The organism is Achromobacter sp. E1, assembly GCF_037039475.1.
In the GTDB taxonomy this organism is placed as follows: Bacteria; Pseudomonadota; Gammaproteobacteria; order Burkholderiales; family Burkholderiaceae_B; genus Achromobacter; species Achromobacter mucicolens.
The window spans coordinates 1,182,378-1,201,528 of sequence record NZ_CP146253.1 but is presented as its reverse complement, the minus strand read 5'-3'; the positions used below and the strand labels follow the sequence as shown (position 1 = coordinate 1,201,528).

The 19,151-nt window shown below is 64.0% G+C and carries 13 protein-coding genes; 6 read left to right on the top strand and 7 right to left on the bottom strand.

Translation table 11 applies throughout. From position 1 onward, the window contains the following. Positions 1-55: 55 nt before the first annotated feature. Positions 56-1,264: a CaiB/BaiF CoA-transferase family protein gene (locus tag V6V88_RS05480; protein ID WP_338618246.1), complete on the bottom strand. Its 1,209-nt coding sequence runs from the start codon at positions 1,262-1,264 to the stop codon at positions 56-58. Positions 1,265-1,437: 173 nt separating this feature from the next. Beyond that, the gene (locus tag V6V88_RS05475; protein ID WP_062840442.1) at positions 1,438-2,352 is read right to left on the bottom strand and encodes a LysR family transcriptional regulator; all 915 of its coding nucleotides are present in this window, start codon (positions 2,350-2,352) and stop codon (positions 1,438-1,440) included. Between the two features lie 562 nt (positions 2,353-2,914). On the opposite strand from V6V88_RS05475, the gene V6V88_RS05470 reads away from it, so the two are divergent. Continuing rightward, the gene (locus V6V88_RS05470; RefSeq protein WP_280002250.1) at positions 2,915-3,580 is read left to right on the top strand and encodes an SOS response-associated peptidase family protein; all 666 of its coding nucleotides are present in this window, start codon (positions 2,915-2,917) and stop codon (positions 3,578-3,580) included. A gap of 8 nt (positions 3,581-3,588) precedes the next feature. On the opposite strand, the gene tssM is transcribed toward V6V88_RS05470, so the two are convergent. From tssM to tssH, 5 genes are read right to left on the bottom strand one after another with little or no spacing between them, the layout of a single operon-like run. Further along, the gene (gene tssM / locus V6V88_RS05465) at positions 3,589-7,290 is read right to left on the bottom strand and encodes a type VI secretion system membrane subunit TssM (RefSeq protein ID WP_338618243.1); all 3,702 of its coding nucleotides are present in this window, start codon (positions 7,288-7,290) and stop codon (positions 3,589-3,591) included. A gap of 24 nt (positions 7,291-7,314) precedes the next feature. Next, positions 7,315-8,769: a type VI secretion system protein TssA gene (tssA, locus tag V6V88_RS05460; RefSeq protein ID WP_338618242.1), complete on the bottom strand. Its 1,455-nt coding sequence runs from the start codon at positions 8,767-8,769 to the stop codon at positions 7,315-7,317. Next, positions 8,757-9,446, bottom strand: a complete 690-nt coding sequence (vasI, locus tag V6V88_RS05455; RefSeq protein WP_338618241.1) for a type VI secretion system-associated protein VasI — start codon at positions 9,444-9,446, stop codon at positions 8,757-8,759. The genes tssA and vasI overlap by 13 nt, the downstream gene beginning before the upstream one ends. Next, a complete protein-coding gene (locus V6V88_RS05450; RefSeq protein WP_338618240.1) occupies positions 9,443-11,008 on the bottom strand; it encodes a sigma 54-interacting transcriptional regulator in 1,566 nt (521 codons plus the stop codon). The genes vasI and V6V88_RS05450 overlap by 4 nt, the downstream gene beginning before the upstream one ends. A 9-nt stretch (positions 11,009-11,017) precedes the next feature. Beyond that, positions 11,018-13,594: a type VI secretion system ATPase TssH gene (gene tssH / locus V6V88_RS05445; protein WP_338618239.1), complete on the bottom strand. Its 2,577-nt coding sequence runs from the start codon at positions 13,592-13,594 to the stop codon at positions 11,018-11,020. 314 nt (positions 13,595-13,908) lie between these two features. Between tssH and tssB the strand changes: the two genes are divergently transcribed. Genes tssB through tssG form a run of 5 tightly spaced genes read left to right on the top strand, consistent with a single transcriptional unit; the run spans position 13,909 to position 19,145 of the window. Further along, the gene (gene tssB, locus V6V88_RS05440; RefSeq protein ID WP_062840436.1) at positions 13,909-14,415 is read left to right on the top strand and encodes a type VI secretion system contractile sheath small subunit; all 507 of its coding nucleotides are present in this window, start codon (positions 13,909-13,911) and stop codon (positions 14,413-14,415) included. Positions 14,416-14,461: 46 nt separating this feature from the next. After that, the gene (tssC, locus tag V6V88_RS05435) at positions 14,462-15,934 is read left to right on the top strand and encodes a type VI secretion system contractile sheath large subunit (RefSeq protein ID WP_056321476.1); all 1,473 of its coding nucleotides are present in this window, start codon (positions 14,462-14,464) and stop codon (positions 15,932-15,934) included. A 6-nt stretch (positions 15,935-15,940) separates the two neighbouring features. Then, entirely contained in the window at positions 15,941-16,369 is a 429-nt protein-coding gene (tssE, locus tag V6V88_RS05430; protein WP_338618236.1) for a type VI secretion system baseplate subunit TssE, read from the top strand. Positions 16,370-16,395: 26 nt separating this feature from the next. Then, positions 16,396-18,162, top strand: coding sequence for a type VI secretion system baseplate subunit TssF (gene tssF, locus V6V88_RS05425; RefSeq protein ID WP_338618235.1), 1,767 nt, complete (start codon positions 16,396-16,398; stop codon positions 18,160-18,162). Then, entirely contained in the window at positions 18,126-19,145 is a 1,020-nt protein-coding gene (tssG, locus tag V6V88_RS05420) for a type VI secretion system baseplate subunit TssG (protein ID WP_338618234.1), read from the top strand. Before tssF ends, tssG begins: the two co-directional genes overlap by 37 nt. Positions 19,146-19,151 lie beyond the last annotated feature (6 nt).

Genomic DNA, 19,151 nt, shown 5'->3' with positions numbered 1-19,151 from the left:
ATGTCTTGGCGGTCTGGCGCCGCCTCGACAGGGATCGGGCGCTACTGCCCATCGTTCATGCAATCACTCCCGAAGCGCGCAACGCGTCGATGCGCGCGGCGTCCAGCCCCAGGCCCTGCAGAATCGCATGAGTCTGCGCGCCCTGCGCGGGCGGATCGAACCGCTTGCCCGCCTTGCGGCCGTCGAACTCGATGGGCAGCGCGGCGGCCGAGATTTCGCCGCCGTCCGGCAGCCGCGTTTTCAAGAGCGCGCCGCCAGCGTTCAAGTGCGCATCGTCGAGCAAATCGTGCGGCTGGCGGATCGGGCCATACGACAGGTTGGCCTCTTCCAGCGCGGCGCACAGCTCGTCGGTCTTCCACGTCTTCAGGATCTCGCCCACGCCAGGCACCAGCCACGACCGCGCGGCTTCGCGATCGACGGCGGTGGCCAGGCGCGGGTCCGCGGCCCACTCGGGCGGCAGGAATTTCTGCGCGAAGTTGCGCCATTGCGCATCGCCCACCACCGCCACGAACACGCGGCCATCCGCCGTCTCGAAGACGTCGTACACGCCCCATGGCGGCTTGCGCTCCGCGCCCATGGGTTTGGGCGCCGTGCCCGTCAGCTGGAACTGCGCGATGAACTGCGCAACGAGCAGAAGATTGTTTTCAAAGAGCCCGGACCGGACATGGCGTCCGCGGCCCGTCGCGTGGCGGTCGTGCAGCGCCGCCAGCGCGCCCACCACCCCGAACGTGCCGCCCAGGATGTCGTTGACCGACGCCGCCACCCGCTGCGGCGTGTCCGCGCCGCCGTTGATGTAAGCCAGCCCGCCCATCATCTGCACCACCTCGTCCAGCGCCGTGCGGTGCTTGTAGGGACCGGACAGAAAGCCCTTGAGCGACACGTAGATCAGCCCCGGGTTCTCGGCCGACAGCGATTCATAATCCAGGCCGTACTGCGCCAGGCTGCCGTCGCGGAAGTTCTCCACGATCATGTCGGTCTGAAACGCCAGCTTGCGCACGACCTCCTGCCCCTCCGGCGACTTCAAGTCGATCGCCAGGCTCTGCTTGTTGCGGTTGAAGACGGGAAAGTAGCCGCTGCCGGATCCCTTCAGGCGGCGCGTGCGGTCGCCATCGATAGGTTCCACCTTGATGACGTCGGCGCCCAGGTCCGCCAGCGACAGGCCGGCGGCCGGCCCCATGATCATGTGGGACAGTTCCAGGACCTTGATGCCGCGCAGGGGCAGTTCGGTGCTGTCCATGAAGGGTGAAGCCGGTGCTGCTGTCATCTCGGGTTCCTCTTGCCAGCCTGTTCGATGGAAGCGCGGCGGCGGCCAGGGACACTCGCCCGCCGCCGCCCGCCTGCCTGCATGATCGCGGGCTGGCGGCCAGGGCGGGTAGCGGTCTTTCAGCACGGGGGCATTCTCGTTTGGGAACGTCCGGGTTACCCCTGAGACGCCCATCAGCTGCCCAGCACGCCCAGATGCGCCAGCAGCGCGCGTGCGGCCGGCGACAAGGCGTCCGGATCCCGCACCGCGACGCACAGCGGCGTGCTGGACCAGGGCCCCTCCAGCGGAATAAATCGGATGTCCAGGTGCGCCAGCCGCGCCTTCAGGTAATGGGGCACCACGGCCACGCCCATGCCGCGCGCCACCAGCAGGCAGATGGTCTCGTGCGAACTGACCCGCGCGCTGATGCGGCGCGTCATGCCCGCGTCGCGCGCGGCCTGGTCGAACACGCTGCTGATGCCGTTGTCCCGATTCAGCTCGATCTGCTCGAACGGCAGCAATTGCGCATACCCCAGCGTCTCGCGGTCGGCCAGCAGGTGCCGGCCGGGCACCACCGCCGCCAGTTCGCAATGGCCAAAGGGAAATACCTGCAGACCGTCGTGGCCGAAGTCCGATCCCGCCGCCACGTCCGCCTGCCCTTCCAGCACGGCACGAAAGGCCGTCTGCGTGGTGTCCTCTTCCAACGAGATGTCGATCTGCGGGTTCGCGCGGCGAAAAGACTGGATCTGCGCCGGCAGGTCGCCAGACAGGGCCGCGAAACTGACCGCCAGCCGGATATGCCCGCGCACCCCGGTCGCGAATCCCGCCATGTCGCGGTGCATGCGGTCCATGTCTTCCAGCACGCGGCGCACGTGCGCGGCCAGCGCATCGCCCGCCGGCGTCGGCTGCACGCCCTTTACGCCGCGCTCGAGCAGCGGCACGCCAAACGCGTCCTCCATCTCCGACATGCGCTTGCTGACTGCGGACGGCACGATGTTTTCACGGGCGGCGGCGCGCGCCAGGCTGCCCTCTTCCAAGGCGGCCAGGAACAGGCGCAGGGAAACGGGGTCGATGTCGCGGGATGGCGGGGCGGGCGGACTGGGTTTCATGGCGCAAAGTGTCGTCCGGAGTCCGGGCCCGCAGGGATCGGGGTTTACCCGCGCGCGGCCGCGGCAACAATTCGCCGCCGCGCGCGCGGCCATGCGGTCTAGATGGTATAGTCTCGCCCGCTGCCGGCCCCACGCGGACCGCGCATCGCCCGAGTGGTGAAATTGGTAGACACAAGGGACTTGAACAAATTTGAGCCCTTTGGAGGAAACTCCAAAGGTGTAGCCCGTCAAACTCGGTGAAGGCCCTGGACCCCGTCCGCGCTAATGCCGAGCCAAGCCCTGGTGGCCAACCGGGGAAGGTGTAGAGAGCAGACGGCGGGCACCTAAGGCCGGCAAGGCTATGGTGAAGGCGTGCTCCAGACCACGAACAGCAAGCCTGTGCTGGCGGCGAAAGCCGAAGTGGTAAGAAAATCCCTCGGCCTCGCGGCCGTACCGGTTCGATTCCGGTCTCGGGCACCACCCCTCGCATCACCCCCGCACTGGACAAACCGCGCACCGGCGCGGCAAGCTTGGACTTCGAGACGCGCTCCCAGCGCGCCGCCCGTTACACCGGGAGCCGTCCATGTGTTCGCACTATCAGACGCTGAAAGACGCCGAACTGCTGTTGCAGAAGTTCGGCGTGCGCCGCAAACCCGCCGCCATCGGCAAGTACGACATGTGGCCTCGTTACGAAGGGCTGTTCGTGCGCCGCCCGCCCGAGCACGACGCGGGCGACGATGCCGTCCCGGAACGCGAGGCGGTCACCGGCCGCTGGGGCTTGATCAGCGCCATGACCCGCACGGGCGGCCTGGACCGCGCCAGCAAGCTGTCCACCTTCAACGCCCGCGCCGAGACGGCCGCCGCGTCCTACACCTTCGGCAACGCCTGGCGCCGCGCGCAACGCTGCATCATCCCCGCCGACGCGATCTTCGAACCCGACTGGACCTCCGGCAAGGCCGTGGCCACCCGCTTCACCCGCGCCGACGGCAAGCCCATGGGCATCGCAGGACTGTGGGACCGGTATCGCGATGCGGCGGGGCAATGGCACGAGACCTACACCATGCTCACCATCAACGCCGACCTCGATCCCCTGTTCAGCCGCTACCACCAGCCCGGCACGGAAAAGCGCATGGTGGTGATCCTGCCTGAAGGCGCATACGGCGACTGGCTGACCGCCGCAGCGGGGCGAAGCCGCGAAATGCTGGTGCCGTTTCCGGCGGAACAGCTGACGGCCACGCCGCTGGGTTGAGCGCCAACTCAGCGCTTGAGCGATGCGGACCTTCCGTTGGCCTCCTGGGCATTCACGACGGCAACGGCCTTCCCCTTGCGCGGCAGGTCCGCCAACAGGGTCCGAGGCAGCGCGAATCCCTCGAAGAGCGCGTGTGTGAATGGATTGCGGGACTTTTCGGCAGACACCCGGTAACGCATCGCACCATCGCTGGCGCTGAAGCTCAGATCCACGCTGGTCGCGTTGGCGCTGTCCAGCCGCGCCTGGCTCAACAGACGGAACAACGACCAAGGCCCCCGATACGCAAGCGTGCTGCTGGTGCCGTTGCTGCGCACCAATGTGACGCGGCTTTCCGTGTTGGCGCCCAAGCTGTTGGGCCAGATCAGCACCACGCTGTTGGCCGCCCCATGGCTGTAGGAGATCAACTGGCCCTCCACGCTCAGAACGCTGCTTCGCCGCGTTGCCGCCAGTCCCAAGGGCTCCACGCTGAACTGAACGCTCAACGCCCCCCGGCTATTGAAAAACGCATCCTGGATCCGGTCTGCGGCTTCAAGCTGTTCAAGAACGTCCATGCGCACCAGATAGCCTCCGTGCCGCTCGGAATGCAACGCCTCGAGGTTGTCTTCCAGAAACAGCTTCAGGTATTGCTCCTTGAATTGGGCCAGCCGTCCTTGCGGCCCAAACATGGCGGTGAAATCCTCGAGCGACGCGTCGGTCCGGCCCGCCGGATTGAACGGATAGCGGTTGGCCAAACGTTCGTCGTAAAAGCGATAGACCTCGGTATTCCAGCGCCGTTCCAGCTCCTTGAGCGCCTCGATCACGAGAACCTGCGACGATTCATCCGCCAGCTTTTTCACCTGCCGATTGAGCGGCTCCGGCATACCCGCGGCAATGCGTTGAAGATTGCCGATGGGGTCCTCGCCCTTCAGCGTGAATCGCGCCAGCACCACGCTGAGGGCCGCCTTGCCCGGGTCCGGGCTGTCCTGCACGCTCTTCACAACGTCATGGACCCGGGCCACGGCAGCGATGCTCTCGTCCAGATACGAAGGTTTAAGTTCCGTTGCGCGCAGCACATCGGTCAATGGACGGAAGGGACGCGCGATAGCGGCAATCTGCTGGTCCTTGGCCACGCGGGCGGGAGATGCCGCGTCGCCATCCGGCTTGTCCTGCGGCATGCGCGCATCCAAAGGATGCAGGCTGGTGTTGTCGCGTACCGTCTCCACCAGCCGCCGCAAGGGGGCTGCAGGGCTGATGACGCTGCCCAGGACACTCACCGCCTGGGCAATGTCATCAAAGTCGGCTACCTCCAGACGATTCAAGCTGCGCTGCCACGTGTCGATGTAGTCGCGGTTGTAGATCGCGCGAACCCGGATGGCGAGCGCCTGTTTGTCGGCTTCGGAATACTCGATGCGCGCGCGCTCGCCCAACGTCCATTGATCAATGAGCGCCAGGTCCGTGAAGTCCTCGCTGCGCGGCTCAAAGTACCTCTGGTAACCGCGCGCGGTAAGCAGGGCGGCGATTCGCGCATCCGGACCGGCGGCGTTGCCGGCGTCCGCGGTCCGGTAAACGATGTCGAAAGCGGGACCGACCTCATTGCGCAGGTCCAGCGGCGATTGCAAGGCCTTGCCGGCCTGCTCACGCATGCTCATGTATACGCGCTGAGGCATGGGGACCTGCCGCAGCCGGGCCTGGATCTGCGCCACGCGGTCGCGATGCGCCGGCAGATCGGTGCGGGCGTACTTCATGGCATAGGCCAGATGGCGCATCAGCCCGTTCTGCACATCCCCGTCGCCCGGAAACGCCGCCTGCCATCGTGTGCTCATCCAATCCTGCACGACGGGCGCGCGGCGATTGTCGATATCCTCGATCATCCGGTAAACGCGCAGCGCCGCCAACTGCTCGTCGCTGCCGGCCGGCGCCGCATTGACGGCTTGCATTACCCCCCCGGCCAGTTCGGGCAGAAACCGCCGCGACAGCAGCTGCAGGTACGCTTCATCCACCTTAGGGCCGATCTTGCGGCCTTGGTACAGCCCCAGGTCCGACACCACCGGCCATGCTTCGCGATAGTCGCCAAACACCGAAACCGCGCTACGGATCTGGTCCAGCGGCGCCAGCAAGTTTCGGCCCGTCGGATCAGCGCTGCCATCAATCTGGAAAGCACTGAAGTCCCGGCTGCGCTCCAGCACCCGCGTCGCAAGATCGCGATTGATGTCGTAGTAGCGATACCAGCCACCGATCAACACAAGGCTGCCCAGCGCCGCCACGGCGAATCCCAACCGCAAAACGCGACGCTTGGCGGCCAGCACCTTCAGGTTGTCGCCAGCCAGACCTGCTTCGGGATAGATGATGCGCTGGAAGACCCGCTGCGCAAAATAGACCACGGAGTGGCCGGCCGGTTGGGTGTCCGCCAGCGGTTCTGCCAGTCCATATGATTGCGACGCAGCATTGATGAAGGCGTTGCAGAGCAATCCTTGCTGATAGACGGAAGAAAAGTACACACCACGCGGCAGCGCCGGCGTCGTGTAGCGATCGCTGCCCAGCACCTCTGCCAGAAAGCCCAGCAGCACGGGGCGCATGCCGGCCAGTTGGCCGACAAGTGAAAACAGCGCTTCCCGGGTTTCCAATGCGTTGGCATCCGCCAGCGCGTCGAACACGCGTTCGTTCAACCGGGCGATGAAGCCGTCATAGCGGCTGGCCAGTTCCTCGAGCCATGCGTCGTACTGCTTCACGGAATCAAGCGTGAACGTGAACCCGAAGATCTCTTCGCGCACCGCGCGCGGCAGGCGTGAGAAAAACGGCTCGAATCCAGCCAACAGATCGAACTTGCTCAGCACCACATACAGCGGCGGGCGCGTACCCAGGTGCCGGCTCAGTTCGCTCAGGCGCGTTCGCAAAAGGATCGCCAGCGCCTTGCGATCGCTCGCTTTCTGGTTCAGCAATGTCACCAGATCGACCATCAGCACCACGCCATTGAGCGGCCGCCGGCTGCGGTTGCGGCCAAGCCAGTCGATAAGGCCTTCCCACAGGCGCCCGTGCAGGCCGGCGGGCCAGTGCTTGGCAGGCTTGGCGGCACCGTCGGCGCGGGCGTCCTGGCCCAATTCCCCGTTTGCAGGGGCCTCCTCGTCTGCCGTTTCGATCTGGCTGATCAGCTCCCCAGGCGGGTCGATCAACACTGCCTCGCCGCCCATCCACCAATCGATGCCATAGGCCAGGTCCGGATCTGCCGGCGCGCGCACGCTGCCCGACTTGATCTCCCCCGTCAGCGAAAATCGCTGACCCGACCGGTTGATGAAACTGGTCTTGCCCGAGTTCTGTTGTCCCAGAACCAGATACCAGGGCAGCGCGTACAGGGCATTGCGGCCGTCCAGATTGGCCCGCAAGGCAGCAAGACTCGCGTCGAGCGCACGCTCCTGCGCCTGGACGAACCGCAATGCCGGGTCCTCCTGTCGTTGCCCCGCCTGCTCGCGTTCGGTCTCCAGCCGACGGTTGCGTCGGCGCAACGCGGCCAGCCAAACGATCAGCGGCAACATCAGGACCGCGAGCATGGCCAGCAGTCTGGCCGGCGCCTCGTCCAGCGGACGGCGGCCGTTCCAGCTTAGTGAGGGGCCAAGCCACCAGATTCCGATCAACACGAACAGCACGCCCAACAGCACCAGCATCGGCATCGCACTCTTGAACTGGCGCAGCACCGGCCCGCCAAATCGCTTGAAATACGCCCAGATCCTCGACATCGCGTTTCCTTCTAAAACCCAGCTTTAACGTTGTGGTCCTTCCGCGCCCGATCGGGCCGGCACGTATTGGCTCAATGGGCCGAACAGCTCCGGCTCCCACTGACTGGCAGGCGTGTCCTGCATGAGCCGTCCGACGCCCGCATACAGGTCTTGCGCCAGCCATGACAGCCCGCGCACGGCAAGCATCTCCGCCGCGATGACGCGGGCGTGCCCCCGCTGCCTCGGCGTGGCGTCCTCGCCCTGTAATTCCTGCAGGCGCCTCAAAACGGCTTCCACGCCATCGCTTGCAAGCTGTGCCGACAATTCCTCGCGCAAGACGCGGAACTCCAGCGTGGCAGGCTGCGCGGCGATTTCCGCATCTGCGCCGCTCAGCCAACCCAGCGTCTCGGCGTCAACAAAAGGGCGGCCATCGTTGAACTGCAAGTCGACCAAAACCGGAATGCGGCGCACGAATCGCTCGGTCGACGAACGGATTGCCGACGCCACTTCCTTCATTTCCAACCGCCGCGCGATGCTGGCGGCCAGAAAGCTCCCGCGGATCCAATACGGCGACGCCACCACGCTTTTCTCGACACGCTGGAGCAGCGCCGGCGTGACCGTGTTGGCGGTCAGTGCCTCGCCATACCCGTGTGCAATGTCGTTGGGCACCGCCATCAGTTCCGTGCGCATCTCCTTTCGCACGGGCGGCGCCGCGTGCAGATGCGCCCACAACGCAAAGCGGCGAAGCTGATAGCCGGCCGGATCGTAAGCATCTTGCTGATTGATGAAGTCGGCCACGCTCAACAAAGAGCGCCGGCTCGCGCGTTCGTCTCCCAGCTTCAACGCCTCGCCGGGCACGTTGAAGAAGGCCTCGCTGATGGCCTGGCCGCCTTGCTGCCCCAAGGCGGGCACGGCGGCGGCCGGCTCCGGATACCGCAGCTGCTCCACGCGTCGGGCGAATTGCGCTTCCAACCGCGTCAGCATGGCAACGTCCAGCTTTGCCGCAGCCGCCTGCGCCTGCAGCGCATCAAGCGCCTTGGAGGCAAACTCCTGGTGTTGCCGGGCGTCGTCCTGCGCTCGCAAGCCCCCCAACGCCGCGCCCAGCCGCTCGACCTGCAACGCGACGAACCGGCGCTTGACCAGAAATCCGGTCGGGCCGGGCTTGGGAAAGCCTGCCTCCCAATAGCGCTCGACCATGCCGGCCAGTACGTGGGCGGCCTCAGCCCAAGTTCGCCAGGAACCGGCCCGCAATCGGGCCGCGATCAGATGCCCTGCCACGCGAAAGTGCTTGCACTGCGACGCCAGATACTGGCGCGACGCCTCGTCGACATAGGACCAGTCCAGCCGCGGCTCGTGCAGGCCGCCCAGCTTGACCATCTCATGGTCGATGCCTTGGAACGTCTCATCTTCCTCATCGAAGCAGCCAGCAGGACTGGCGGCATCCAGCGGCGCAAGCAACGCTTCCAGGTCCAGCGCAGGGTAGTCGATCACCAATGACATGCCTCCCGTTGCTGCGCGATCAGCCCGGTCAACCCAGCCGCGTCAAACATCAGTCCGTGAACGACGGCGTAATCGCTCTCGACGCGCAGCCGGCCACCCGTGACAAACTGGCGCAGCAGGTCGATGGCCACGAGTCCCCGCCCGGCGTCGACCACGTTGCCCGGCTCGATTACCTGCCACGTCCGAGACGCCGACAATGGCCGTTCGTCGATAAACAGCCGGATGCGGATCTGGTTGCGATCCGCAGGTGCTGGCAAGAGCAGTTGAAGCCGCGAGATATTGGCGATGCAACTGAGGGCGAGATAGACGGAGTCGGCCGCGCCGTCAAGTGCAGGCGCCGAGATGAAGATCTGCGTCTGCCCGGGCGTGGCATCTTCCTGGCGAGAAACAAGAAATGTGTTGTCGCCCTTGCTTCGCTGCGCCTCGTTCTGGCGGATCAGGTCAACCAGGGCGGACGGGCGCGGCACGGCGGATGTCGCTGCGGGAACGATTATGGAGGGCGAATCCACTGCCGGCATTGGCTCTGGCGGCGTGCCGGCGATGCGATCAAAGCACGCGAGCCGCTGCAGCCCTGACACGATCGCCGTGCAATCGCTCGTGGAAGGAATGGGCGGCGTCTCCGCATGGCAAGTCGCAGCCGCCAGCATCAGAAGGCAAAAGGTGGTCGGAAATTTCATCGGGAAGAGTCCTCGCGGTCCAGGTTCCAGGCCTGGCATCGGCGTGCCAGCGTGCGCTTGGGAATGCCCAGGCTCTGCGCCGCCCGGCTGCGCGAACCTTGCAGTGATTGCAGGCGTGCGGTGACGAGCAGGCGTTCGAAGGTGTGAACCGCATGCGGCAAGTTGTCGGTGTGAAGCAGTCCATGCAGATGGCGATGCACCTGATCGGCGCATTCGAGGGCGTTGCCGCCAGCCTCCGGTTGATGCAGGTGCTGCAGGCCGATCGCCGCGCCGGCGCCGGCCCGCTCGGCGGCCACCAGCAACATGCTGCGCAGTTCTCGCACGTTGCCGGGAAAGGGATGGCCCTCCAGGAAAGCCAGCGCGCGTGCCTCCAGCCCCTGAACATGGGTGCGTTGCTCGCGGTTGTGCCTGAGGATCACGTGCGACGCGAGCGCGGCAATGTCGCCTGGCCGGTCGCGCAGCGCGGGCAGGTGAAGCGTCTGCTGGCGAATCCGAAAATAAAGGTCTTCGCGGAATCGTCCCGCCTGGATCAACTGCGCCAGGGGCTGATGCGTCGCGCAGATAAGCCGAAAGTCCGAGGCGTGCTCCCGATCGCCTCCAAGCGGCCGATACTTCTTTTCGTTGAGCAACCGTAGCAAGGCGGCCTGCAGGGCAAGCGGCATGTCGCCAATCTCATCCAGGAACAGCGTCCCGCCATCGGCCTGCGCCACCAACCCTGCGCGCGCGTGCGTCGCGCCGGTGAAGGCCCCGCGCACATTGCCGAACAGCTCGGCCTCGATCAGGTCCTTGGGAATCGCGGCGCAATTCACCGGCACGAACTTTCCTCCGCGCGGTGACGCCTGATGGATCAACCAGGCGGCGTGGTCCTTGCCCGTTCCTGTTTCACCCGTCAACAGCACGGCGAGCGTGGAGTCGGCAAAGCGCAGGATGTCCTCGCGAACCTGCCTGGCCGCAGGGCTGACGCCGATGAATTCCGCCGCCAGCAAGCGCGCCGTGCGAACGCCGCGGCGCTCCTCCTGCGGCTGGCGCAAGCTGTTCTGGTAGCGCGCGTTTTCGGACGCGCTCATCTGCGCACACAGGCGCGCCGCCAGAAGCTCATGGGTCTGCAGCAACAATTGCCACAGCGGATCGGCACGCCAGGTCTGCAGGCGGCGCGCATCGCCAGCCATTACCAGCACGGAGGCGACATGCTGGCGACTGTCGCGCTGCGGCAGCGCAAGCAGCGCGCTTTGCGGTCCCAAGCACTGCGTCAGGCGTTCAAATCCGGCGCCCACCGCGACCAGCGCCGACAGGCGCTCCACAAAACATGGCTGGCCTGCCGTCAGGCTATAGACGACCGGATCGTCCAGCGCCTCAAGGTCTATCGCCGGAAACGGTTCTGTTTCCGGGGGGACGCTGGCGAGTGGCAGCAACTGATCTCCCGCCGCATCGCGCATGTACACACAGGCGGCGCGCAAACTTGCGAATCGGGTGAGAGCGGACAGGAAAACAACCGCCAGCGCCTGCGGATTGGGGGCCATGGCCAGACTCCTGGCGATCTCGGCCACGTCGTGCGCGTTCATCGCCGCGCCTCAGTCCAGACTGGCCGTGAAAGCGCTGGATTGCCACTGCAATCTCGCGTTGCCAAACGGCGCGCCGGTGGCCAGGCGCTGCAAAACCGCCAGGGACAACGGCGGGAGCAGTTCGCCGTCAATGCTCGCGTCCAGCAATCGGGCGCCGTTCGCGTGGCGGTTGCAGCGCCTGCGCAACTCAGCCCGTGCCTCTGTATCGATGTCCAGCACGGCGTCATAGCGCGTGCGGAATTGGGCTTGAAGCCGCGCCAACCGTGCATCGACAATCTCTCCCAGCACGGCTTCGTCCAGGTAGCGGTAGGGAACGACCTGCATGCGGGCAAGCAGCGCGGGCTTGAAAAACGCCAACAGCCGCTGGCGCAGCGCTTCGTCAGTCAAATCCGCCAGCTCACCGCCCTGCTCGTCGAAGCCTAGATTCGACGTCAGGATGAACAGCACGTTCCTGCAGTCGATCTGTCTCCCTTCCCCATCGGCTAGTTCGCCCTTGTCGAAAGCCTGGTAGAAAATGTTCAGCACTTCGGGATGGGCCTTCTCCACCTCGTCCAACAGCACCACGGCGTACGGTTGCCGGCGGATGGCTTCGGTCAGCACACCGCCTTCACCGTAGCCGACATAGCCCGGCGGTGCGCCCAGCAGGCGGGACACGGTGTGCTTTTCCTGAAATTCGGACATATTGATGACGGTGAGGAATTGCTTGCCGCCGAACAGCACCTCGGCCAGCACGAGCGCCGTCTCGGTCTTGCCGACACCGCTGGGACCGGCAAGCAGAAACGCGCCCAGTGGGGTGCCGGGCCGTCGCAGATCCGCCATCGCGGTGAGCAAGTGCCTGTGCACGCGGTCTATCGCCGCTTCCTGGCCCTTGACGCGCTCGCGAAGCAACATCGGCAGTTGCGCCAGACGTTCCGTCTGGCTGCTGTCCAGAGTGGTCACCGGAATTCCGGTCCAGTCCGCAATGACTTGCGCGATCTGCTCCCGTCCAACATCCGCATGCAGCAGCGCGCCGCCGCGCTGCAATTCGGCCAGCTCGGCGACCGCCGAGGCGAGGTCCGCATCCTCTTGGACGGACGCGCTTTCGCCATGGCCGCTTCTCAAGGCCAGAATGTCGTCGACCAGTTGCCTTTGGCTTGCCCAGGACGCCTGAACGTGTCCGGCCCGCCGCTGCACGTCGGCTGACATTTCCTCCAAGGCAGCCAATCGTGCAGGATTGGCTTTTTTCCCTGCCCGCGCGTCGCGCCGCAGCAAGGCTGACTCCGCCTCGATCTGAGTCTGCTCCTGCATCAGATTTGCCAGTTTGCGAGGTGGCTCGGCCAACGCGGTGGCCACGCGAGCGCAGGCCGTGTCCAGGACGTCGATTGCCTTGTCCGGCAATTGACGTCCCGACAGATAGCGCGCCGACAATGCGACTGCCGCCTGCAGGGCGTCATCGCCGATATAGACGCCGTGCGCCTCCTCATAGGTCTGGCGCAGGCCGCGCAGGATATGAACGGCGCTTTCGGCGCTGGGTTCGTTTACCTTGACCAGCTGGAAGCGGCGCGCAAGGGCCGGGTCCCTTTCGAAATACTTCTTGTATTCCGACCACGTCGTGGCGGCGATGGTGCGCAGTTCGCCGCGCGCCAGCGCGGGCTTGAGGAGATTGGCTGCATCACCACTTCCTGCTGCATTACCGGCGCCGATCAGCGTGTGCGCTTCGTCGATGAACAGAATGACCGGCCGCGCCGACGACCTGACTTCGTCAATGACCGCCTTCAGCCGCTTTTCGAATTCACCCTTGACGGACGCACCGGCCTGCAGCGCGCCCAAGTCCAACACCCAGATCGCAACCTGATGCAGCGCTTCGGGCACGCGCCCCTCGGCGATGCGTAGCGCCAGCCCCTCGACGACGGCACTTTTGCCGACCCCGGCGTCTCCCACCACGATGGGATTGTTTTTCCGGCGGCGCGACAGAATGTCGATCACCAGATCGATCTCCGCGTCGCGGCAAAGCACCGGATCTATGCGTCCCTCGCGCGCCTGAGCAGTGAGGTCATGGCCGAACCGGCCCAGCGCGCTGTCGTCACTGTGTGGGGCGGGCAGCGATGCCGCCGCTCCGACCTGGGCGGGTGTTTCCGACGAATCCGCCAGCACTACGCCGAAATTCTTGCGCAGCGCTTCGCGGTTGACGCTCTCGAAATACGAGACCGCCGCCAGGGGTAGATACCGCGGCGCATTGAGCAGGGCCGCAAGGAGCAGGCTGCCTCCCCGAATCTCCGTCTGCCCCAACTCCAACGATCCGAGCAGCCAGGCTTCCTGAAGCAACTCGATCAGCAGCGGAGAAAAGGTTGGGTATTGCTCCGTGCTCTCGGCCTGATACGACGCGCGCCCGGACATGACGGCCCGCGCCCCATCCACGTCCAGCGCGACGTGCCGCAATAACAACCTGACGTCGCCCAGCGGCTGGTCCAGGAGCTTGGACATCACCAGTGCAACAGTGACCTCGGCGCCTCGCTGGCTGATGCACAAGCTGGCGGCTTCTTCCAGAGCCTGACGGCAGGCAGGGTTCAAGCGCTGAATAACTGCGGGCAAATCAATTCTGATCATGGATCGCACTCGGCCGACACGATGTCGTTATTTATCTTCAAGGCCCAAACACGCTCCGCAAATGCAGCAATTAATAACGGAGATTATCTGAAACCCACAAAAATACGCGGCAAGAATATGCGATGAACAACAAATTAAACAAGCATTTATTTTTCGAATTCTTATTATTCTGCGAACTCGATAACCCCCTTAGGATCACAGAAATCAGTATTTCAAAAACCAAACTGATTAATTACAAAACACCAAACGTCATCGCCCAGCTTAATCAGGGCCTTCCAAATCCGTTGCTTCCGCGTTAATAACCAGGAACTTTCATGGCTACAAAATCGGCTTCCGTCGCCCCACAAGAACGTATCAACATCAAATACGTGCCCGCGACGGGTGATCAGCAGACAGAAATGGAATTGCCCCTCAAGCTGCTCGTCACGGGCGATTTCAAGGGACACGGGGAAGAAGCCGCGCTGGAAGACCGCCCGCTGGTCCGCGTCGACAAGGACAACTTCGACGAGGTAATGGCGGGCGCCGGACTGCAACTGGCCATGCAGGTGCCCACTCGACTCGGCGATGGCCAAGAGGACGACACCCTGAGCGTGGGCCTGCAATTCAAGGGCATCCAGGATTTCGCGCCGGATGCCATCGCCCGGCAGGTGCCAGAACTGAACAAGCTGCTGGAGCTCAGAGAGGCGCTCGTGGCGCTCAAGGGGCCACTGGGCAACGTGCCCGCGTTCCGCAAGCAATTGCAATCGCTGCTGGCCGACGACAAGGCGCGCAGCGCATTGGCCAAGGAACTGGACCTCGTGCTGGACACGTCCGCATCCTGATCCCCCACCCATCACCTACTGCCCACAGGTTTACAAGGACAAGCGCATGAAGGCTCAAGCCAGCGTTGCACCGGAAACGAAACAAAGCCAGGGACTGCTCGAGCAGATCATGGCGCAGACCCGAATCGAACCCACGCACGAGGGTTATGCCGTCGCTGAACGGGGGGTCGCGGCATTCATCGGCGAAATTCTAAAAAGCGATGAACGCGAGCAGCAGGTAAATAAACAGCTCGTCGACCAGATGATTGCCGAAATCGATCGAAAAATCGGTCATCAAATGGATGCAATTCTGCATCACAAGCCGCTGCAGGAACTCGAATCCGCCTGGCGTGGACTCAAACTGCTGGTGGACAGGACGGATTTTCGGGAAAACATCAAGATCGAAATCCTGCACGTCACCAAGGACGAATTGCTCGACGATTTTGAAGGCTGCGGCGACATCACGCGCAGTGGTTTGTATAAGCACGTCTATACCGCCGAATATGGGCAGTTCGGCGGCGAGCCGATTGCCAGCATTGTGGGCAACTACACGTTTGGCCCCTCGGCGCCCGACATCAAGCTGCTTAGCTATGTCGCCTCGGTTGGCGCAATGGCCCACGCGCCGTTCCTCGCCGCGGCCGGCGCCGAGTTCCTGAACCTCAAGAGTTTCCAGGATCTGCCCAATCTGAAGGAAGTGAAGGACATTTTCGAAGGTCCGCGCTTTGCGAAATGGCGCGGCCTGCGCGAATCCGAAGACGCCCGCTATCTTGGACTGACCATGCCGCGCTTCTTGCTGCGCCAGCCCTACGATCCCCTTGAAAACCCCACCCGCAGCTTCGTGTACCGCGAGACGATCGCAGGCGACCATGACAACTATCTGTGGGGCAACACGTCCTACCTGCTCGCCAGCCGCATCACCGAGAGCTTTGCCAAGTATCGCTGGTGCCCGAACATCATCGGACCGCAATCCGGCGGCGCGGTCGACGACCTGCCGGTGCACCTGTACGAATCCCTGGGACAGCTGCAAGCCAAGATTCCCACTGAAGTGCTGGTGTCCGACCGCAAGGAATTCGAGTTGGCCGAAGAGGGTTTCATCCCCCTGACGATGCGCAAGGACAGCGACAACGCCGCCTTCTTCTCCGCCAACTCGGTGCAAAAGCCAAAACGCTTCCAAAAGACGCCCGAAGGCCAGGACGCACAGACCAACTACAAGCTGGGCACGCAGCTGCCCTACATGTTCATCATCAACCGCCTGGCGCACTACATCAAGGTCCTTCAGCGCGAGCAGATCGGCAGCTGGAAGGAGCGGCAAGATCTGGAACGTGAGCTCAATGGCTGGCTCAAGCAGTACATCGCGGACCAGGAAAGCCCGTCTTCCGATGTGCGCAGCCGCCGTCCGCTGCGCGCGGCCAAAGTCCAGGTGCAGGACGTTGCCGGCAACCCGGGCTGGTACCAGGTTTCGCTGGCCGTGCGCCCGCATTTCAAGTACATGGGCGCCAACTTCGAGTTGTCGCTCGTCGGCCGCCTGGACAAGGAATAACGCGGCATGCCCAGAACAACCGGGCAGGCGAGCCTGTTCGAGCGGCTGACTCCGGACGCGCCGCCGCGGCGCGTCCGGTCACGCCAGGATGCCGCAGCGGCGCGCATCCTGGCGATCAAGCGTCATCTCGAGCTGATCCTCAACAGCCGTCAGGGGTGTTCGCTGAGCACGCCCGGCCTGGGTCTGCGCGACTTCAATGACGCCGCCATCGGCAGCGCCGACCTGCTGCTGCGCGTCAGCCAGGACATCCGCCAGTCGGTGGCCCAGTTCGAACCTCGGGTCCGCGTGCTGGCGGTTCGCGCCCGCCCCGATGCCTCGCGTCCGCTTGACCTGACTTTCCGGCTGGACTGCCTGGTTCCCCTTGCCAACGCCGCCGAACAGGTCGAGATCGACCTCATCATCCACCGCCCGGATCGACTCGCGCGAATCGTATAGCCATCGCCCAAGGAGGCGCATCGAACATGCCGTTGCGGGGAAAATTCCGCGAAGAAATGGATTACCTGCGCAGGCTCGGCCGCGAGTTTGCGCGCGACAATCCGCAGCTATCGCAGTTTCTGGGCGACGAAGCGGCCGACCCCGATGTGGAGCGGCTGCTGGAAGGTTTTGCGTTCCTGACGGCCAAGCTGCGGCTCAAGATCGAAGACGACCTTCCCGAGCTGACCCATTCGCTCCTGCAACTCTTGTGGCCGAATTACCTGCGCCCCCTGCCCAGCGTGACCATCATGCGGTTCGACCCGGTCGATCGCGCCATCACGACGCGGCAGGTGATACCAAAGGGTACGCAGATCCTGTCTCACCCCGTCGAAGGAATCCGTTGCGAGTTTCGAACCTGCGCGGACGTCACGATCTATCCGCTACGTATCCAGGAAGTCAGCGATGCGCACTCGCGCGAGAAGTCCATCATGCGCGTGGACCTTGCACCGATGGCGGGAAATTCGCTGGACAGCTTCGACTGCGATCAGCTCGACTTTCATCTGAGCGGTGACGACACCACGGCACTGACGCTGTACTTGTGGCTATCCCGGTACTTGAGCGAGATACGGGTGGAATGCGGGGGACAAACGCGCCAGCTGTCGCCGCGCCAAGTGAGCTTTCCCGGATTCTCTCCCGAAGAAGCGTTGCTTCCCTATCCCAAGAACGTGTTCGACGGCTATCGGATCCTCCAGGAATACTTCATCTTCCCCCGCCGCTTTCAGTTCTTCAGCCTGACGGCCTTACGTTCGCTCTGGCCGGCGGACAGCCACGGCAACGTCCGCGTGGAGTTCCATTTCTCGCGCCCCATGCCCGCCGACATCCGGCTGCGCAACAACGACCTGATGCTGTACTGCACGCCCGCAGTGAATCTGTTCGAGCACGATGCAGAGCCCATCAATCTGAATGGCCGTCAGGCAGAGCAACGGATTCTACCGGGGGGACAACGCCAGGACGCTTACGAAATCTTCAGCATCGACAAGGTGAGCGGTTGGCACCGCAAGGCGGATGGCCAGCGCGGAGAATTCCTGCGCACCTTCCATCCGTTCGAATCACTGCAGCACGAGATCGAACATGCGCAGGGCCGGTCGGCCCTCTACTACCGAACGCGGATCGAGAAGGAATTGGCCAGCGACGGCGTGCGGCATCGGGTTTCGTTCATCCGAAGCGATGAGACCCATTACATCGATGAGGATGAAACCGTTTCGCTTGCGCTGACCTGCACCAACAAGGACCTGCCCCTATCCCTCGCGGCTGGTGACATCTGCCTGCAAACGCAAACCACGCCAACGTTCGCACGCTATGGCAACGTCACAAGGCCCACGCCGTCATATCGGCCGGTCCTGGACGGCGAACTGCAATGGACGCTGATTTCCAACCTGTCGCTCAATTACCTGTCTTTGCTGTCGACAGAGCCGCTGAAGGCGGTACTTCGCGGCTACGACTTCGCGGCGCTGCATGACATTCAGCGCGCCCGCGCCACGCGAAAGCGGCTGGACGGCATCGAAGGCGCGGTCACCACACCGACGGACCTGCTGATGAAGGGCCTTCCCATCCGCGGCCTCAAGACAAGCATCCGGCTGGATCCGCAGGCCTTCCTGTGCGAAGGCGACCTGTACCTGTTCGGCACGGTGCTCAGTCACTTCCTCGCCTTGTACGCGAGCATCAATTCCTTTCACCTGCTGGAAGCCACCAACACCGGCAACAACGAACGCTACGAATGGCCCCTGCAGACCGGCAAACAACCGCTGATCTAGCCGACCATCTGCTGGCTGACGCGAAGAACTTTGATTTCTTCCGCCTGCTCGAGCAGTTGCACGGCTTGCACGGCGACAACCTGGAAGCCCCGGACAGCGCGGCGCCGGAGCGCCAGCGTGTGCGCCTTGGCAGCTCCGCAGGACTGGGGTTTCCGGCGTCCGACGTCGAGTTGGCCGAACGCATGCCCGAGTCCGCCAGCAGCGACTACCGCGTGCAAGCCACTTTTTTCGGCCTGCAGGGACCGGATTCCCCCCTGCCCGGCTTTTATCTGGATCGGCTCGCTTACGAATACGGCCAAGGCATTGGCATTCGTCCGGCATTTCTGGACTTCTTCCATCACCGGCTGCTGACGCTGCTGCATCAGGCCTGGCGCAAATATCGCTATTACGTGCGTTTCCAAAGGGAGGCGCAGGATCGGTTCTCGCGCTACGTTTTCGCCATGGTGGGATTGGGCGACTCCGAGCTGCGCGGCGTGACCCCCATCGCCTGGAGCCGCCTGCTGAGTTATGCGGGCGCGATTGCGGGGCGTAGCCGTTCAGCGCAGGTGGTCGCGGGCATCATTGCGCACTGTTTCGACCTCAAGACGGTGCGCCTGCGGGAGTTCGAGCCGCGATACATGCACATCAACCCTGGCCAACGGCTAGCGCTGGGAAGGCGCAACGGAACGTTGGGCGATTCCTTTGTGATCGGCGATCGTGTACGTACACGCTATAGCAAGTTCACCATCGTCATTCCCGACCTTGATCAACGACGTTTTCGCGAGTTCCTGCCCAGCGGCGAGGATTTCGAACGCCTGCGCAAACTGATCGACTTCCTGCTGCGCGACCCGGCCGCTTATGACCTGGAACTCGGGTTGCGGCAGGAAGAGGTCCCGCCATTCAACCTGGGACGCGCCACCGGCGCGCATCTGGGTTGGACCAGTTTCGTGGCGCATACGGTCGTGCGCCGCGCCTCCCACGTCAGAATCAAGGCGCGCTTATGACACCCT

What these genes read in the sequence shown, in the direction of transcription:
- tssM (WP_338618243.1), bottom strand. Translation starts at nt 7,290, where the DNA reads ATGTCGAGGATCTGGGCGTATTTCAAGCGATTTGGCGGGCCGGTGCTG.
- tssE (WP_338618236.1), top strand. Translation starts at nt 15,941, where the DNA reads ATGCCCAGAACAACCGGGCAGGCGAGCCTGTTCGAGCGGCTGACTCCG.
- V6V88_RS05480 (WP_338618246.1), bottom strand. Translation starts at nt 1,264, where the DNA reads ATGACAGCAGCACCGGCTTCACCCTTCATGGACAGCACCGAACTGCCC.
- V6V88_RS05450 (WP_338618240.1), bottom strand. Translation starts at nt 11,008, where the DNA reads ATGAACGCGCACGACGTGGCCGAGATCGCCAGGAGTCTGGCCATGGCC.
- V6V88_RS05475 (WP_062840442.1), bottom strand. Translation starts at nt 2,352, where the DNA reads ATGAAACCCAGTCCGCCCGCCCCGCCATCCCGCGACATCGACCCCGTT.
- tssF (WP_338618235.1), top strand. Translation starts at nt 16,396, where the DNA reads ATGCCGTTGCGGGGAAAATTCCGCGAAGAAATGGATTACCTGCGCAGG.
- vasI (WP_338618241.1), bottom strand. Translation starts at nt 9,446, where the DNA reads ATGAAATTTCCGACCACCTTTTGCCTTCTGATGCTGGCGGCTGCGACT.
- tssB (WP_062840436.1), top strand. Translation starts at nt 13,909, where the DNA reads ATGGCTACAAAATCGGCTTCCGTCGCCCCACAAGAACGTATCAACATC.
- tssH (WP_338618239.1), bottom strand. Translation starts at nt 13,594, where the DNA reads ATGATCAGAATTGATTTGCCCGCAGTTATTCAGCGCTTGAACCCTGCC.
- tssA (WP_338618242.1), bottom strand. Translation starts at nt 8,769, where the DNA reads ATGTCATTGGTGATCGACTACCCTGCGCTGGACCTGGAAGCGTTGCTT.
- tssC (WP_056321476.1), top strand. Translation starts at nt 14,462, where the DNA reads ATGAAGGCTCAAGCCAGCGTTGCACCGGAAACGAAACAAAGCCAGGGA.
- tssG (WP_338618234.1), top strand. Translation starts at nt 18,126, where the DNA reads ATGGCCCCTGCAGACCGGCAAACAACCGCTGATCTAGCCGACCATCTG.
- V6V88_RS05470 (WP_280002250.1), top strand. Translation starts at nt 2,915, where the DNA reads ATGTGTTCGCACTATCAGACGCTGAAAGACGCCGAACTGCTGTTGCAG.